At 64.5% G+C, this 15,866-nt stretch carries 15 protein-coding genes, 1 tRNA gene and 1 pseudogene; 6 read left to right on the forward strand and 11 right to left on the reverse strand.

Annotated features, from left to right (window positions below; translation table 11 throughout):
* Positions 1 to 37 precede the first annotated feature (37 nt).
* The 8 genes from recG to IPM20_08965 all read right to left on the reverse strand — a co-directional run bounded on the left by recG (position 38) and on the right by IPM20_08965 (position 8,982).
* Positions 38 to 2,167, reverse strand: a complete 2,130-nt coding sequence (gene recG, locus IPM20_08930) for an ATP-dependent DNA helicase RecG (protein MBK9131739.1) — start codon at positions 2,165 to 2,167, stop codon at positions 38 to 40.
* 41 nt (positions 2,168 to 2,208) lie between these two features.
* Positions 2,209 to 2,592, reverse strand: a complete 384-nt coding sequence (locus tag IPM20_08935) for a RidA family protein (protein ID MBK9131740.1) — start codon at positions 2,590 to 2,592, stop codon at positions 2,209 to 2,211.
* 40 nt (positions 2,593 to 2,632) lie between these two features.
* On the reverse strand, positions 2,633 to 4,819 hold the full coding sequence (spoT, locus tag IPM20_08940; GenBank protein MBK9131741.1) for a bifunctional GTP diphosphokinase/guanosine-3',5'-bis pyrophosphate 3'-pyrophosphohydrolase: 2,187 nt from the start codon (positions 4,817 to 4,819) through the stop codon (positions 2,633 to 2,635).
* A gap of 86 nt (positions 4,820 to 4,905) precedes the next feature.
* Positions 4,906 to 5,247 carry a DNA-directed RNA polymerase subunit omega gene (rpoZ, locus tag IPM20_08945; protein MBK9131742.1) on the reverse strand — a complete coding sequence of 114 codons (342 nt, stop codon included), beginning with the start codon at positions 5,245 to 5,247 and terminating at the stop codon, positions 4,906 to 4,908.
* Positions 5,248 to 5,362: 115 nt separating this feature from the next.
* Positions 5,363 to 6,016 carry a guanylate kinase gene (gene gmk, locus IPM20_08950; GenBank protein MBK9131743.1) on the reverse strand — a complete coding sequence of 218 codons (654 nt, stop codon included), beginning with the start codon at positions 6,014 to 6,016 and terminating at the stop codon, positions 5,363 to 5,365.
* Entirely contained in the window at positions 6,007 to 7,155 is a 1,149-nt protein-coding gene (locus IPM20_08955; GenBank protein MBK9131744.1) for an Ig-like domain-containing protein, read from the reverse strand. The genes gmk and IPM20_08955 overlap by 10 nt, the downstream gene beginning before the upstream one ends.
* A gap of 52 nt (positions 7,156 to 7,207) precedes the next feature.
* Positions 7,208 to 7,603, reverse strand: a complete 396-nt coding sequence (locus IPM20_08960; protein ID MBK9131745.1) for a hypothetical protein — start codon at positions 7,601 to 7,603, stop codon at positions 7,208 to 7,210.
* A 512-nt stretch (positions 7,604 to 8,115) separates the two neighbouring features.
* Positions 8,116 to 8,982 carry a YicC family protein gene (locus IPM20_08965; GenBank protein ID MBK9131746.1) on the reverse strand — a complete coding sequence of 289 codons (867 nt, stop codon included), beginning with the start codon at positions 8,980 to 8,982 and terminating at the stop codon, positions 8,116 to 8,118.
* A gap of 109 nt (positions 8,983 to 9,091) precedes the next feature.
* Here IPM20_08965 and rph point away from each other — a divergent pair, with 109 nt between their 5' ends.
* The 5 genes from rph to serB all read left to right on the forward strand — a co-directional run bounded on the left by rph (position 9,092) and on the right by serB (position 12,785).
* Entirely contained in the window at positions 9,092 to 9,808 is a 717-nt protein-coding gene (rph, locus tag IPM20_08970) for a ribonuclease PH (GenBank protein MBK9131747.1), read from the forward strand.
* A gap of 37 nt (positions 9,809 to 9,845) precedes the next feature.
* Positions 9,846 to 10,448, forward strand: a complete 603-nt coding sequence (rdgB, locus tag IPM20_08975) for an RdgB/HAM1 family non-canonical purine NTP pyrophosphatase (GenBank protein ID MBK9131748.1) — start codon at positions 9,846 to 9,848, stop codon at positions 10,446 to 10,448.
* The gene (locus tag IPM20_08980; GenBank protein ID MBK9131749.1) at positions 10,445 to 11,656 is read left to right on the forward strand and encodes an oxygen-independent coproporphyrinogen III oxidase-like protein; all 1,212 of its coding nucleotides are present in this window, start codon (positions 10,445 to 10,447) and stop codon (positions 11,654 to 11,656) included. The genes rdgB and IPM20_08980 overlap by 4 nt, the downstream gene beginning before the upstream one ends.
* Positions 11,657 to 11,660: 4 nt before the next feature.
* Complete coding sequence (locus tag IPM20_08985; protein MBK9131750.1) at positions 11,661 to 11,858, forward strand: CPXCG motif-containing cysteine-rich protein; 198 nt, start codon at positions 11,661 to 11,663, stop codon at positions 11,856 to 11,858.
* Positions 11,859 to 11,942: 84 nt separating this feature from the next.
* A complete protein-coding gene (gene serB / locus IPM20_08990; protein ID MBK9131751.1) occupies positions 11,943 to 12,785 on the forward strand; it encodes a phosphoserine phosphatase SerB in 843 nt (280 codons plus the stop codon).
* 170 nt (positions 12,786 to 12,955) lie between these two features.
* Here the strand turns inward: serB and IPM20_08995 are convergent, their stop codons facing one another.
* The 3 genes and pseudogenes from IPM20_08995 to thiS form a co-directional block, all read right to left on the reverse strand.
* Entirely contained in the window at positions 12,956 to 13,675 is a 720-nt protein-coding gene (locus IPM20_08995) for a hypothetical protein (GenBank protein MBK9131752.1), read from the reverse strand.
* 137 nt (positions 13,676 to 13,812) lie between these two features.
* Entirely contained in the window at positions 13,813 to 14,544 is a 732-nt protein-coding gene (gene trmB / locus IPM20_09000; protein ID MBK9131753.1) for a tRNA (guanosine(46)-N7)-methyltransferase TrmB, read from the reverse strand.
* Positions 14,545 to 14,655: 111 nt separating this feature from the next.
* Positions 14,656 to 15,672, reverse strand: a pseudogene (thiS, locus tag IPM20_09005) (sulfur carrier protein ThiS).
* Between the two features lie 120 nt (positions 15,673 to 15,792).
* Here thiS and IPM20_09010 point away from each other — a divergent pair.
* Positions 15,793 to 15,866: transfer RNA gene (locus IPM20_09010), tRNA-Gly, on the forward strand.

Below are 15,866 nucleotides of genomic sequence, written 5' to 3' on the forward strand. Positions count from 1 at the left end.
CTCTATCCCTCAAGGTCACCTGTCCCTGCGGCCGGGATCATACCGCGCCGTAGCGCGGCCGGTCGCCCAGCCAGCGCCGGATCAGCGGACTTACCCGCTCCGGGTAATGCTCCAGCAGCAGCGCGGCGCACTGCCCCGCGGCGGGGATCAGTTCCTGGTCGCGCACCACATCGGCCGTGCGCAGCTGCGCGATCCCCGCCTGGCGCACACCGAGGATCTCGCCCGGTCCGCGCAGCTCCAGATCGCGCCGCGCGATCTCGAAGCCGTCGCCGGTATCGCGCAGCGCGGCGAGGCGCAGGCGGCCGCGCTCCGACAAGGGGCTATGATACATCAGCACACAGGCGCTTTTTTCGCTGCCGCGGCCGACGCGCCCGCGCAACTGGTGCAACTGGGCCAGGCCGAGCCGCTCGGCGTTCTCGATGATCATCAGGCCCGCGTTGGGCACGTCCACGCCGACCTCGATGACGGTGGTCGCGACCAGCAGCTGGATGGCGCCGTCCTTGAACGCCGCCATCACCGCCTCCTTCTCCGCCGGCTTCATGCGCCCGTGCAGCAGTCCGACGGCGAGGTCCGGCAGCGCCTCGCGCAGCAGCTCCGACGCCTCTTGCGCGGCCTGGCACTGCAGCGCCTCCGATTCCTCAATCAGCGTGCAGACCCAGTAGGCCTGCTGGCCGCGCCGGCACACCTCGCGCACGCGCTCGATCACCTCGGCGCGGCGCGCATCCGGCACGATCACCGTCGTCACCGGCTGCCGGCCCGGCGGCAGCTCGTCGATGATAGAACAGTCGAGATCGGCGTAGGCGGTCATCATCAGGGTGCGCGGGATCGGCGTCGCCGTCATGATCAGCTGGTGGGGGTAGCGTCCGCCATCGCGCCCCTTCTCGCGCAGCGCCAGCCGTTGATGCACCCCGAAGCGGTGCTGCTCGTCCACCACCACCAGCCCGAGCGCGGCGAAGACCACGTCCTGCTGAAACAGGGCATGGGTCCCGACCGCCACCGCCGCCCGCCCGGAACGGATCGCCTCCAGCGCCTGGGCGCGCGCACCGGCGCGAGACTTGCCGGCGAGGTGGATCACCTCGATGCCGAGCGGCCGCAGCCAGGCGGCGATATTGCGGTAATGCTGTTCGGCCAGCAGCTCGGTCGGCGCCATGACGGCCGCCTGGCAGCCCGCTTCGACGGCCTGCAGCACGGCGGCGGCGGCGACCACCGTCTTGCCGGAGCCGACATCGCCCTGCACCAGGCGTTGCATCGGCTGCGACCGCCGCAGATCCGCCTCGATCTCTGCGATCACGCGGCGCTGGGCCGCGGTCGGCACGAAGGGCAGGGCCGCGAGAAAGCGCGCGCGCAATTCGCCCGGGACAGCGCAGACAGGCGCCCGATGATGCTGCATGCCGGCGCGCAGCATGCGCAGGCTGAGCTGGTGCGCCAGCAGTTCCTCGAAGGCGAGCCGCCTGCGCAGCGGATGCGAACCGTCGAGCAGGGCCTGCAGATCGGCCGCGGGCGGCGGCCGGTGCAGATAGAACAGGGCCGCGCGCAACTCACCGAATCCATGCCGCGCAATCACCTCGGCGGGCAGCAATTCCCTCAGGGGGTCATGCTCTCCGGCCGCGGCGGCGGAACACTCCAGCGCCTGGGCAACGAGCCCGCGCAGCGAGGACTGGCGCAGACCCGCCGTGACGGGATAGACCGGCGTCAGGCCCGGCTCCTCCGCGCGCTCGGACGCGGCATCGGCGCGCCGGTATTCCGGATGCGCCATCTCCAGACTGCCGGGGCCGCCCCGGACCTCGCCGTAGCAGCGCAGGCGCACCCCGCGCGCGAGCCCCTCCTGCTGGCGGGCGCTGAAATGGAAAAAGCGCAGCGTGATGGTGCCGGTGCCATCGCCGAGCCGGGACAACAGCATGCGGCGGCGGCCGTAACGGATCTCGGTCAACAGCACCTCGCCCTCGATCACCGCCTCATCGCCCGCCTGCAGGGTTCCGATCGGCGCCACCCGGGTGCGATCCTGGTAACGGATCGGGAGATGAAACAGCAGGTCCTGCACGGTGCGGATCTCCAGCCGTGCGAGCAGATCCTCCAGATGGGGGCTGACCCGCTTCAGGCGGCCGACGGGTGAGGACAGGGATAGCCCTTCCTGCTGTGCGTTCGCGCGGGAGACCACGGCGCGCATCCGTCACCGGCGACGGAGTGGACAGGACGGGCGCATGAATCCTACAGGTGCATCACGGCGTCGATCTCGATCGCCGCCCCGCGCGGGAGCGCCGCCACCTGCACCGCGGCGCGCGCGGGATAGGGCGGCGTGAAATAGCGTCCCATCACCGCATTGACCTGGGGAAAATTGGCGAGATCCGCGAGGTAGACGTTCAGCTTGACGATGTCGGCGAAGCTGCCGCCGGACGCCACCGCCACCGCCTGCAGGTTCTCGAACACCCTGACCGCCTGCGCCTCGAAACCGCCGGAGACCATTTCCATGGTGGCCGGATCGAGCGGGATCTGGCCCGACAGATAGACCGTGTCGCCCACCCTGACCGCCTGTGAATAAGTGCCGATTGCGCCCGGCGCGTCGTCGGTATGGATCGCCTCTCGTACTGCCATTACCCCTCCTCGTTAATCTGAACTGCCGGGTGCGCCGGTCTCAGGCCTTTTTGCGATAGATCTTGACCACGCCATCCAGCGTGCGGATGCGGCGCATCACGCGCGCCAGATGCACGCGGTTCTGCACCCCGATGTTGAAGGCGATGCTGCTGTGACTGCCGTCGTGCTCGTCGATCGAGACATTGTTGATGTTGACGTCCATCCCCGCGATCGCGGCCGCGACGGTGGCGAGCACGCCGCGGCGGTTGAGCGCCTCGACGCGGATCTCGACCGGGAACTCGCCCTGGATGCCCGGCTCCCACTGGACGTCGATCCACTTCTCGGGCTGGTTGCGGAATTCCTTGATGTTCTTGCACGACTCGGTATGGATCACCACGCCGCGACCGGCCGAGGCGAAACCCTGGATGGCATCGCCCGGGATCGGATAACAGCATTTCGCGAAGGTCACCACCATGCCTTCGGTGCCCTTGATGGACAGCGGCCGCGTCGGCGTGCGCGACCCGCCCAGCCAGGCCGGCATGTAGCGCGTGATCACGTTCTTGATGCCGCCGGGCCGCACGCGGCTGCGCGCCTTCTCCGCGGTCAACACCTCCATCAGGCGCTTGACCACCAGCGGCGCCAGGCGGTTGCCGAGACCGATCTCCTCGAACAGGTGATCCAGCCCGGGCGACTTGAACTCCGCCAGCAGGATGCGCACCTTGTCGGGATCGAGATCGGCGATGGAACTGGAATAGGCCTTCAGCAGGGCCTGATCCAGCAGGCGACGGCCGACCTCGATCGACTCCTCGCGCTTGAGGTTCTTGAGATAATTGCGGATCGTGGCGCGCGCCTTGCCCGTCACCACGAAATTGAGCCAGGCCGGATTGGGCCGCGCCCCGCCGGGCGAGGTGATGATCTCGACGGTCTGTCCGCTCGACAGGGTGGTGGACAGCGGCGCCAGGCGGCGGTCGATCTTGGCGGCCACGCAGGTGTTGCCGATGTCGGTATGCACGGCGTAGGCAAAATCCACCGGGGTCGCGCCGCGCGGCAACGCCATGATCTTACCGCGCGGCGTGAACACGTAGACCTCGTCCGGGAACAGGTCGATCTTGACGTTCTCGAGGAATTCGAGCGAGTTGCCGGCGTTCTTCTGGATCTCGAGCAGTCCGCTCATCCACTCGCGCGCGCGCTTCTGCGCCCCGCTGCTGGCCGGACCGCCGTCGCCCAGCTTGTACAGCCAGTGCGCGGCGACGCCGGCCTCGGACACCATCTCCATGTCCTCGGAACGGATCTGCACCTCGATGTGCACGCCGTAGGGACCGAACAGCACGGTGTGCAGGGACTGATAGCCGTTCGCCTTCGGGATCGCGATGTAGTCCTTGAAGCGGCCCGGCACCGGCTTGTACAGATTGTGCACCATGCCGAGCGCGCGGTAACAACTGTCGACGCTGTCGACGATGACGCGGAAGGCGTAGACGTCGAACACCTCGGAGAAGCTCAGGCGCTTGACGCGCATCTTCTCGTAGATGCTGTAGAGGTGTTTCTCGCGTCCGACCACCCGGCCCGCCAGCCCTTCCTGGGCCAGGCGCTGCTCGATCGCGTCCTTGATCTTGCCGACGATCTCGCGCCGGTTGCCGCGCGCCTTGCGCACCGACTCGGCCAGCACGCGATGACGCGCCGGGTAGTATTCGGCGAAGCCGAGTTCCTGCAGTTCGGTGCGGATGGTGTTCATGCCCAGACGGTTGGCGATCGGCGCGTAGATCTCCAGCGTCTCGTGCGCGATGCGGCGGCGGGTCTCGGGCGAGCACGCGGTCAGCGTGCGCATGTTGTGCAGGCGGTCGGCGAGCTTGATGATGATGACGCGGATGTCCTGCACCATGGCGAGGAGCATCTTGCGGAAGTTCTCCGCCTGCGCCTCGCGGCGGGTCTCGAATTCGATCTGGGTCAGCTTGCTGACGCCGTCGACCAGCTCCGCCACCTCGGCGCCGAACTCCACGGCGATCTGCTCCTTGGTGACGGGCGTGTCCTCGAGCACGTCGTGCAGGATCGCGGCGACGATGCACTCGGTGTTGAGGCGCATCTCGGCGAGGATGCGCGCCACCGCGAGCGGATGGCTGATGTAGGGCTCGCCCGAGAGGCGCTGCTGGCCGAGATGGGCGCGGGCGCTGAACTGGTGCGCCCGCCTCACCTCATCGATCTGGTCCGCGCTGAGATACGCCGCCAGGACGGCGCACAGATCGTCGAGCAAAAAATCGGGGTCCACATGCTGCGGCAGGCTGGAATCGATACGCGTTGCCTGTTCGGTCCGCTTCAAGGGCTATCCCGTCATGCCGTTCAGTCTTCCAGGTCCTGATCGTCCCGCTGGGCCGGCACCTCCTGGCGGAACTCCTGCTGCAGTTCCTGCTGGAGCTCCTGCTCCAGGCGCTGGCGGAAATCGTCCTGCTCCGTCACGGCCTCATCCAGCTCCGCGCGCGCGCTGGCCTCGTGCAGGATCGAGAAATCCACGTTGCCCTCGGCGATCTCGCGCAGCGCGAGCACGGTCGGCTTGTCGTTGTCCCAGGGCAGCGTCGGCTCCCTGCCCTTGCTGAGCTGGCGCGCGCGCTTGCTGGCGACCAGCACGAGATCGAAGCGGTTGGGGATGTGATCGAGACAGTCTTCTACGGTGATGCGTGCCATGCGGTGTCATTCTCCATTTCGTCAAGTCATTGTTCGCGCGCGCTATTCAGCCGCGCCATGGGGCCCATTATACCGGTTTTCAGATCCGGCACACGCCGGCGGGATGCGGGGAGGGTTATTTCAGCAGCCCCTGCAGCAGGGCCTGGTGACGCTCCGCCTGCAGCGAGAGGCGCAGGCGCTCGGCGCGCAGGATGGCGCGCAGATCGGCCAGCGCCGCCTCGAAATGATCGTTGATGACGATGAAATCGTACTCGGAATAATGGGATATCTCCTCGACCGCGGCCTGCAGGCGGCGCTCTATGACGGCCGGGGCATCCTTCCCGCGGCCATTCAGGCGTTCGCGCAGCACCTCGCCCGAGGGCGGCAGGATGAAGATCCCGACCGCCTCCGGAAAGGCCTGGCGCACCTGCTGGGCGCCCTGCCAGTCGATCTCCAGGATGACATCGGAGCCCTGCGCGAGCCGGGACGCCACCTCCATCCGTCCGGTACCGTAGTAATTGCCGAACACCTCGGCGTGTTCCAGAAACTCGCCCGCCTCGATCATGGCGAGGAAGCGCTCGCGCTCCACGAAATGATAGTCGATGCCCTCGCGCTCACCGGCCCGCGGCGGACGCGTGGTGAACGAGACCGACACCGAGACTCCGGTGTCATCGGCCAGCAGCGCCCGCACCAGGCTGGTCTTGCCCGCGCCCGAGGGCGCCGACACGATGAACAGCGTGCCGGGGACGAAACCTTCGCGCGGAGGGATTGACGTACCGTTCAATGGCATTTCCTCACTGCTTGTACTCGGAATTGACGTGATCGAATCATTAAACTCAGAATCAGCCCACTCAATAGCAGAAAATCCACCGCCCCTCCGCCACCTTCATCATTATCAGCATTGGTGGCTGCGAGCAGGCATGTGACAGTTACATCAACAATGTCAGCAGTTCCCATGGCACCAACACCATCTGATACCGCGCAGACATACCCATCAGGCTGTTGCGAGATAGCGATACTGTAGCCTGCCCCGGCAGACAGAGGCGTGGAGAAGATAAAATCGCCGTTCGCCGAAAGAGGCAGGTCGTCTGCGCCGTTATTTTGCAGCACAAGCGTACCACTCAACCCGGAAATCACGCCTCCGATCGTATGGGTATCATTGGCGCAGACCACGTGCACGTTGACAACGTTGGCTCCATTGACTGATCCAGACCCCCCATCGACCACGCAAGTCTGGCCGGCCGGTTGCGCCTGCACCGTGACAGCGTACGTACTGCCATTGGTAAGGGCTGCGTCAAAAACAACCCCCCCGTTTGCGGAAACCGAAAGGTCATCGCCACCGTTGTTCTGCAACACCAAAGTACCGACCAAGCCGGAAACGTCACCACCTATGGTGTAACTCGGAATAACCACATTGCCGACGGAGAGCCCAATACTACCGCTTATATTCCCCACCGTTGCTGTAATGGTCGTAACGCCATTGTTCAACCCATGAACCGTTCCATCCAGATCCACAGTCGCAACCGCTTCATCACTGCTACTCCAGACAACCCCTATCCCCTTCACAATCCCGTTGTTATTTACGTTATTGGTGTCGTACCAGTAGTGCACAGTGCCATCAGCAAGCAGCGCAAGATTGTGATCCATCGTATCGATTGCCAACACAGGTGAAGTGAAGCTCCCCACAACTGGGACCGGGGTATCTCCCCAGAATTTCAATGTACCGTCCTGAAGAAGTGCCAGGTTCTGAAAACTTCCGGCAGCGATTGCTGACAGCGAGTCGACCCCAACCACCGTTACCGGCACAACAGATTTGACCGCGCTTTCAAATGGGTACGCCCCCCAGCATTTCATCGTACCGTCGCTCAGTGAAGTGCAACTATGATGCGTCCCCGTCACTATTGCAGTAGCTGTATTTATGCCGCTCACGGACACAGGAATATCCGAGTTTGTGTCCGTACCATCCCCGAGTTGACCAGGCTTAATTCCCACCGGAGTTTGATCGGAGGCGGCTGTGATTTCTTCCGGATGCGATTGCCGTGGCGGCAGCGACACCTGCTGACACCGGCGTGCTGGTACTTGGGATAGGGCCGGGGCCAGGAAAGGCTACACCGGCATAATGCGATCCCCAGCATTGTACGGTCTGATCAGCAAGTAATGCGCAACTGTGACCATATCCCAAGGCAATATCAGTGGCGGTTGAAATTCCGCTCACCGTCACAGGCACCAAGGAATCAACGTTTGTACCATCACCCAACTGACCGCTGCTATTATCTCCCCAACATTGAATTTGGCCGCTGGCCAACAATGCACAACTGTGTCCGCCTCCTAGCGATATTCCGTCGGCGCCAACCGCAATCGCCGTGGCAGTGCTCACCCCATCTACCGCCACCGGGATACCGGTAGTTATCCCTGTACCGTCGCCTAGCTGACCATCGAAATTATATCCCAGCGCACCCGCCCATTGGCTAGCAAGGCACAGCTATGCCCGCCGCCCCCTGCAATCGCAGTCGCGTATACATCAAGCACAGTTGAGCTAGCGTCGCTATAAGCGCCTAAAGCACTAAACGTCTGAGTACTGCCAACATTTATTACGGGATTGGAAGCAGTTACGGAAATATAACTAAGGGTAAGCTCCGGAGTTAACGGTGGCTGTGGCGGGGCGCCGTAAGATAACTGGTTAAACATCAGCAAGCAGAGAAAAAAGCCCTGCAAACCAACTCCGGCCAGCTTCACATCCCCTCCTGTTTTTGCGCTTTTGTAAAATTCTAGCACGCACAGAATGCCGGACCCGGTATGATTTGCCTGCATTTATTCCATCAAGCGATTACAGCCATACGATCTTTTCAGCAACAGAACAGATAGGTCTCTGAATAACAATAGCAAATATTATTCGATGTTCTGGATCTGCTCGCGCATCTGCTCGATGACGACCTTCATCTCGACCGACGCGCGCGTGGTCGCGGCATCGACGGATTTCGAGCCCAGCGTGTTCGCCTCGCGGTTGAACTCCTGCATCAGGAAATCCAGGCGCCGGCCGATCGCCTCGTCCTGATCCAGCACCCGCTCCACCTCCTCGAGGTGAACGAGCAGCCGGTCGAGCTCCTCCTGCACATCCATCTTCTGCGCGAGATAGACCAGTTCCTGCTCCAGCCGGGCCGTGTCGAACTTGATCTCCAGCTCTTCCAGCCGTCCCCTGAGCTTCTTGCGCTGCGCGTCGAGGATCACCGGCAATTGTCCGCGCACCAGCTCAACCTGCTGCCGGATCTCCTGGCAGCGCTGGAGGATCAGTCCCTTGATCATGCCGCCCTCGCGCTGGCGCGTCTCGACCATCTCGCCCAGTGTCGTGTCGAGCAGGCTCACCGCCTCGGCCTGCAGCTGGCCGATATCATGCTCCTCCACCTGCAGCACATTGGGCCACTTGAGCAGATCGATGGAGCGTGTGCGCGCCGGGTTTTCCATCATGCCCTCGATGCGGCTGTTGACCTCGAGCAGGCGCCGCAGCAGCTCCTCGTTGAGCGAGAACTCGGTGTGCGTCGCCGCCACCGGCTGGTAGCGCAGCGTGCCCTCGATCTTGCCGCGGCGGAGCCGGGCGCCGATCGCCTCGCGCACGCGGGTCTCCAGCGCGCGGAATTCCTCCGGAAAACGCAGGCTGACCTCGAGGTAGCGGTGATTGAGCGAACGCAGCTCCCAGCACAGCACACCCCACGGGGTCTTGCGTTCCTGGCGGGCAAAAGCGGTCATACTGCGGATCATGGGCGCGTGCTTCCCCTGCGTGACGATGTCGTTCACGGCGGGTCGCGGCCCGCCGGCTTCCGGGTATAATAGGGTTTTTCCCGCCCACACCCAAGAGAAAGGATCCGTCATGCGCCCGAGCGGCAGAGCCCCCGACCAACTGCGCCCCATCAAGCTGACCCGCGCCTACACCAAGCATGCCGAGGGTTCCGTCCTGGTGGAGTTCGGCGACACCCGCGTGCTGTGCACCGCCAGCATCGACACCAAGGTCCCGCCCTTCCTCAAGGGCACCGGGCAGGGCTGGATCACGGCGGAATACGGCATGCTGCCCCGCTCCACCGGACAACGCATGCAGCGCGAGGCCGCGCGCGGGCGCCAGGGTGGGCGCACCCAGGAGATCCAGCGCCTGATCGGCCGCTCGCTGCGCGCCGCGGTCGATCTCAAGGCGCTGGGCGAGCGCACCATCACGCTGGACTGCGACGTCATCCAGGCCGACGGCGGCACCCGCACCGCGTCCATCACCGGCGGCTACGTCGCCATGGCCGATGCCATCACCCATCTGAAAAAGCAGGGGCTCATCAAGAACAATCCGCTGCACGGCTTCATCGCCTCGGTATCGGTCGGGATCTATCGCGGCATCCCGGTGCTCGATCTCGATTACGCCGAGGACTCCGAGGCCGAGACCGACATGAACGTGGTCATGAACGAGGCGGAGGCCTTCGTCGAGGTCCAGGGCACCGCCGAGGGCCATGCCTTCCGCATGGACGAGATGCTGGCGATGATCGAACTGGCGCGCAAGGGCATCGGCCGCCTGATCGACAGGCAGCAGGAGGCGCTCGCGCACTGAGCCCTCTCCGGGCGCGCGTCCGCAGCGGAGCGAACCCATGTCGCGTGTCGTACTGGCCAGCAGCAACCGCGGCAAGCTGGGCGAATTCTCCGCCCTGCTCGCCGGCACCGGCCTCAGCGTGGTCGCGCAGGGCGAACTCGGCATCCCCGAGGCCGAGGAGACCGGCCTGAGCTTCGTCGAGAACGCGATCCTGAAGGCGCGCAACGCGGCGCAGCTCTCCGGCCTGCCCGCGCTCGCCGACGATTCGGGCCTGGAGGTCGACGCCCTGAACGGCGCCCCCGGCATCTATTCCTCGCGCTACGCCGGACCGGGCGCGAGCGACGGCGACAACGTGGCCAGGCTGCTGCGCGCGCTCGCCGAGGTGCCCGTGGAGCGCCGCGGTGCGCGCTTCCAGTGTCTGATCGTCTACTTGCGCCATGCGCTCGATCCAACGCCGCTGATCTGCCAGGGTACCTGGGAGGGCCGTGTCCTGTTCGAGCCGCGCGGCACGAACGGTTTCGGCTACGACCCGGTGTTCTACGTGCCGAGCCACGACTGCGCCTCGGCCGAGCTGCCGCCGGAGATCAAGAACCGTCTGAGCCATCGCGGCCAGGCGATGGCACGCCTGCTCGCGGCCCTGCACGCGGCACCGGCGCGATGAACGTCACCCGCGTGCCGCTGACCCGCATCGCGGCGCCGGCGTCGTTCCGCTTCGAGGCCACGCCGCCGCTCACCCTGTACGTGCACATCCCCTGGTGCGCGCGCAAATGCCCCTATTGCGATTTCAATTCGCACGAGAGCGCGGCGGCACTGCCGGAACAGGCCTATCTCACAGCGCTGATGGCCGACCTCGAGCAGGAGCTGCCCGACATCTGGGGCCGCCGCGTCGAGAGCATCTTCATCGGCGGCGGCACGCCCAGCCTGTTCGCGCCGGCGTCCATCGACCGTCTGCTGTCCGATGTCCGCGCGCGGCTGTCGCTGCTGTCCGACGCCGAGATCACGCTGGAGGCCAATCCCGGCACCGTCGATCCCGGCCGCCTGCGCGAGTTCCGCGCCGCCGGCGTCAACCGCCTCTCGCTCGGCGCGCAGAGCTTCGATAACGCCCTGCTCGCGCGCATCGGCCGCATCCACGGCCGAACGGAGATCCTCAGCGCCGCCGAGGGCATCGCCGCGGCCGGCTTCGACAACTGGAACCTCGACCTGATGTACGGCCTGCCCGGCCAGTCCCCGGCGCAGGCGCTGGCCGACGTGCGCCAGGCGATGGCGCTCGGCCCGACACATCTCTCGCACTATCAGCTGACGCTGGAACCGAATACCGCCTTCTACCACTCGCCGCCGACCCTGCCCGACGACGACACCGCGTGGGAAATGCAGCGGCAATGCCAGGCCGAGCTCGCCGCGCAGGGCTACGTGCAGTACGAAACCTCCGCTTACGCACGCGAGGGCCGGCGCTGCCGGCACAATCTGAACTATTGGCGCTTCGGCGACTACCTCGGCATCGGCGCCGGGGCCCACGGCAAGCTGACCCATGCGCCGACGCAGACGATCCGGCGCAGCGCCAAGGTGAAACACCCGCGCGCCTATCTCGACGCCGCGATGGGTGCGGCGCGTGTGGGTACCCGGCAGGAGCTCGACCCCGCCCAGACCGGACTCGAATTCATGATGAACGCATTGCGCCTCAACGAGGGCTTTCCGGTCGAATTGTTCCAGGCCCATGCCGGCCTGCCGCTCGCGATCGTCGAAGGTCCGCTCGCGCGCGCGGAACAACTCGGCCTGATCGAGCGCGACGCGTACACGATCCGCCCCAGCGAACGCGGCCGCCGTTACCTGAACGAGCTGCTGACGCTGTTCGTGCCGGACGAGGGATGAAAAGATGAGCGAATACCTGGAACCGCGCGACGTCGCCTGCCCCTACTGCGGCGAGACCTTCACTATCGTCGTCGACCGCAGCGCCGGCAGCCAGCGCTACATCGAGGACTGCGCGGTCTGCTGCCGCCCGGTGCTGTTCGACATCGGAATCGACGCCGAAGGCGACATCATGGACGTGACGGCGCGGCGCGAGGACGAATAGCCCCGATGGCGCGCGGCAGGGTATCATGCGCCTTTTGGCCGGGGGCGCACCCTTCGCCCGCCTAACCATGAGTAACCCCTCGATATGACGACGACACTGATCCTGCAGGGCCGGGGCCTCGACACTGACGGCGCCGGGGCGATCGCCGCCGAGCTGCGCGGCACTGTCGAGCCGCGCCCCGGCCACTGGCGCGTCATCACGAACAGCGCGCCCTCCCCTGAGGCCCTCGCGGAGCTGCGCCGACGCCACCCGATCGACATCAATGCCTTGCCGCCGGGCTTCGACCCCGCCGCGGTGCGCCTGCTGCTGAGCGACATGGACTCCACGCTCATAAATATAGAGTGCGTGGACGAGATCGCCGACTTCATCGGGGTCAAGCCTCAGGTCGCCGCCATCACCGCCGCCGCCATGCGCGGCGAGCTCGACTTCGAAACCTCGCTGCGCCGCCGCGTCGCCCTGCTGAAGGGGCTCGACGCCGCCGCGCTGGAGCACGTCTACCACGAACGCCTGCGACTGAACCCCGGCGCCGAGGCACTGGTCGAAGGCCTGCACGCGCGCGGCGCGAAGTTCGCGCTGGTATCCGGCGGCTTCACCTTCTTCACCGAGCGCCTGCGCGCGCGCCTCGACCTCGACTACACGCTGGCGAACACGCTGGAGATCGACGGCGGGCATATCACCGGCGCGGTGCACGGCGCCATCGTCGGCGCCGAGGCCAAGGCGGAATTCCTGCAGCGCCTGTGCGAAGAACTGAAGATAAGACCGGCGCAGGCCATCGCCGTCGGCGACGGCGCCAACGACCTCAAGATGCTGCGCCTCGCGGGCTTAGGTGTCGCCTACTGCGCCAAACCGGCGGTACAGGCGGAGGCGGATGTGGTGCTGAATCACAGCGGGCTGGATGGGATACTGGCGTTCTTGGAGCAGGACTGAGGACTGAGTAACCAGAATCCCTGTAGGTTGGGCTGAATGAAATGAAGCCCAACGTTTTTAGATGCAAGATTGCTACCCAGCCCTATGGCACAGGAAATTGACTAATAGGATCGCGATTCGAAATATCTACATCGCCCATCGTCAATGCGGATTCGAATCCGTCGTCATGACTATTTTTCTCCTTTAAATAGTGTTTCGCACGGGCAGTCTTCTTTACGCACCCCTTTCCTTTCACAGAATTTCATACAGGCTTCATAGGTTGGCTGATCCTTAAACCAATCCAGGCCAAGCCACCCGCCTTTCCCGTAGGGAATCATCTGCTCACACTTCGTTATCCCCGCTCCTTTCACCGGCTCCCGCACAATGGATCGGTATTCGGGTTGTTTGAACTCACTGTTCAGTTCCTCGATTTTTTCCGCTGATACGAACCCGAGCGTTACAAGCTTGGATTCATCCCCCAAGGTATCAGCCGCCACATTGATCGTTTTGAATTCAATGGGGAATTCCGATAGCGAAATACGTTTCCAATCTTTGCCGTCGTACTTGAAAAGAATATAAGGTGGATTTGGACGCCCCCATTTGTTGTATGACAAGCATAAATTTGGGGACGCGACTATATAGGGTGCCCCATTCAAAATATGTACGGCAAGTAAATCAAAATTTGATCGCCCAATATCCTTGCTATACTCACTGATCCATGTGATGGGCTTGCTTGTTCCTGGCAACACAAATGAGATGGTATGTTCCTTCACAGGCGGTGGCTGTCCAATTTCATGAGATCCACCACGGGTCTGTGATCGAGTCACAATAATCTTGCTTCCATCATGCAGCAGCACTTCCTCCTTCCAACTCACGCTGTCGCTGCCGAACAGCCCTGCCTCTGCATTCATGCTCACCACTACGATTAGAGCCAGTCCGAGTCGTACGGTTCGCATAAAACGAAGATGATGTGTTTTCATGCCGCGCTCCTTATTAGGCGTGTATACGGCAAGGGGCCATCTGTTTTACTTCACTCAGTCCTTAGCACTTAGTTCTTAGTCCTGATAAACACCAGATCCCACACCCCGTGTCCCAGCCGCTCGCCGCGGCGTTCGAACTTGGTCAGCACGCGCTCTTCCGGCCGCGGCGCGTAGTTGCCCGCGCCGGCGCTGTTGCTGAACGACGGCGACTGCTCCAGCACCGCCAGCATGTGCTGCGCGTACTCCTCCCAGTCGGTGGCGAGGTGGAAAACTCCGCCCGGCTTCAGCCGGCACGCGACCAGTTCGACGAACGCCGGCTGTACGATGCGGCGCTTGTGGTGGCGCTTCTTCGGCCACGGGTCAGGAAAGAACAGGAACACGGCATCCAGCGCGGCATCGGGGATCATGTGCGTCAGCACCTGCACCGCATCGGCGCAGACGATGCGCACGTTGCGGATGTCCTCCTCCGCCAGCGCGCGCAGCAGGCGGCCGACGCCGGGGCGGTGGACCTCGACGCCGAGGTGATCGCGTTCCGGATGGCGGCGCGCCCTGTCGAGGACCGAATCGCCCATCCCGAAGCCGATCTCCAGCGTGCGCGGCGCGGCGCGGCCGAACACAGCGTCAAGCTCGCACGGCGCCTCCCGGAACTCGAGCAGATAGCGCGGGCCGAATGCCTCGATGGCGCGCCGCTGCGATTCGGTCATGCGGCCTTCGCGGCGGACGAAGCTGCGGATGGGGCGGCGGACGCGGCCCGCGGCCGGTTCGTCGGTGTGACGGTTTTTAGATGGTGATGGCGGCATAAATAAATGGGGACAGATTTAATTTTTTAAAACCAGGGACAGATTTTATTTTTCTGAGATGGAAGAGTTCTTTTCCATACCCACGGGGAAAAATTAAATCTGTCCCTGGTTTTAAAAAAACGTCCCGTCGATCGGGGAGGAGGCGCTGGCGAAGCGCTTGCGCGGGATGCGGCCGGCGCGGAAGGCTTCGCGGCCGGCCTCGATGGCCTTCTTCATCGCCGAGGCCATCAGCACCGGGTCGCGCGCGCCGGCGATGGCGGTATTCATCAGCACACCGTCACAGCCAAGCTCCATCGCGATCGACGCATCGGACGCGGTGCCGACGCCGGCGTCGACCAGGATCGGCACCTTCGCGTTCTCGACGATGGTCAGGATGTTGTAGGGATTGCGGATGCCGAGGCCGGACCCGATCGGCGCGGCGAGCGGCATCACCGCGACGCAGCCCATCTCCTCCAGGCGCTTGGCCGCGATCGGGTCGTCGTTGGTGTAGACCATGACCTTGAAGCCCTCGCGCACCAGGACCTCGGCCGCCTTGTAGGTCTCGACCAGATCGGGATAGAGCGTCTTCTGGTCGGCCAGCACCTCGAGCTTGACCAGGTCGTGGCCGTCGAGCAGCTCGCGCGCGAGGCGGCAGGTGCGCACGGCGTCGTCCGCCGTGTAGCACATCGCGGTGTTGGGCAGGATGGTGTAGCGGCCCGGCGGCACCACGTCGAGCAGGTTCGGCTCGCCCGGCGTCTGGCCGATGTTGGTGCGGCGAATCGCCACGGTGACGATCTCGGCGCCGCTCGCCTCCGTCGCGCGCCGCGTCTCCTCGAGGTCGCGGTACTTGCCGCTGCCGACCAGCAGGCGCGAGCGGTAGGCCTTGCCGGCGAGCAGGAAGACGTCATCCGCCGCGGCGGTTTCCGGAGCCATGGGTCCGTTCATGATTCAGCCACCCCCGATGGCATGGACGATCTCGACCCGGTCGCCCGGCTCCAGGCGCCGGCTCGCATGACTGCTGCGCGGCACGATGTGCTGATTGACCTCCACCGCGATGCGGTGGCCGGCCACGCCCAGCTCTTCCACCAGCTGGGCGACGGTCAGCGCGCGGTCGAGCGCGCGCGGCTTGCCGTTGACATAGATCTCCATGGGGTAGGCCTGTAGTTCGCTGACTGCCGAAGGACCGATGACCGGCCCTTAAGATAGCACAGATGGCCGCGCACTTGACCCGGATCGGACCCAGCCTTCAGAATGGGCGGCTCGCGACGCGCGGGTGTAGTTCAATGGTAGAACGAAAGCTTCCCAAGCTTTAGACGTGGGTTCGATTCCCATCACCCGCTCCA

The sequence above is a fragment of the Gammaproteobacteria bacterium genome, from assembly GCA_016716465.1.
Classification (GTDB): Bacteria; Pseudomonadota; Gammaproteobacteria; order SZUA-140; family SZUA-140; genus JADJWH01.

Excerpts from the sequence above, each read along its gene's own strand:
- rdgB (MBK9131748.1), top strand. The coding sequence starts at position 9,846 with ATGTCGCGTGTCGTACTGGCCAGCAGCAACCGCGGCAAGCTGGGCGAA.
- recG (MBK9131739.1), bottom strand. The coding sequence starts at position 2,167 with ATGCGCGCCGTGGTCTCCCGCGCGAACGCACAGCAGGAAGGGCTATCC.
- rpoZ (MBK9131742.1), bottom strand. The coding sequence starts at position 5,247 with ATGGCACGCATCACCGTAGAAGACTGTCTCGATCACATCCCCAACCGC.
- gmk (MBK9131743.1), bottom strand. The coding sequence starts at position 6,016 with ATGCCATTGAACGGTACGTCAATCCCTCCGCGCGAAGGTTTCGTCCCC.
- IPM20_08935 (MBK9131740.1), bottom strand. The coding sequence starts at position 2,592 with ATGGCAGTACGAGAGGCGATCCATACCGACGACGCGCCGGGCGCAATC.
- IPM20_08985 (MBK9131750.1), top strand. The coding sequence starts at position 11,661 with ATGAGCGAATACCTGGAACCGCGCGACGTCGCCTGCCCCTACTGCGGC.
- IPM20_08995 (MBK9131752.1), bottom strand. The coding sequence starts at position 13,675 with ATGAATGCAGAGGCAGGGCTGTTCGGCAGCGACAGCGTGAGTTGGAAG.
- IPM20_08980 (MBK9131749.1), top strand. The coding sequence starts at position 10,445 with ATGAACGTCACCCGCGTGCCGCTGACCCGCATCGCGGCGCCGGCGTCG.
- serB (MBK9131751.1), top strand. The coding sequence starts at position 11,943 with ATGACGACGACACTGATCCTGCAGGGCCGGGGCCTCGACACTGACGGC.
- rph (MBK9131747.1), top strand. The coding sequence starts at position 9,092 with ATGCGCCCGAGCGGCAGAGCCCCCGACCAACTGCGCCCCATCAAGCTG.
- IPM20_08965 (MBK9131746.1), bottom strand. The coding sequence starts at position 8,982 with ATGATCCGCAGTATGACCGCTTTTGCCCGCCAGGAACGCAAGACCCCG.
- trmB (MBK9131753.1), bottom strand. The coding sequence starts at position 14,544 with ATGCCGCCATCACCATCTAAAAACCGTCACACCGACGAACCGGCCGCG.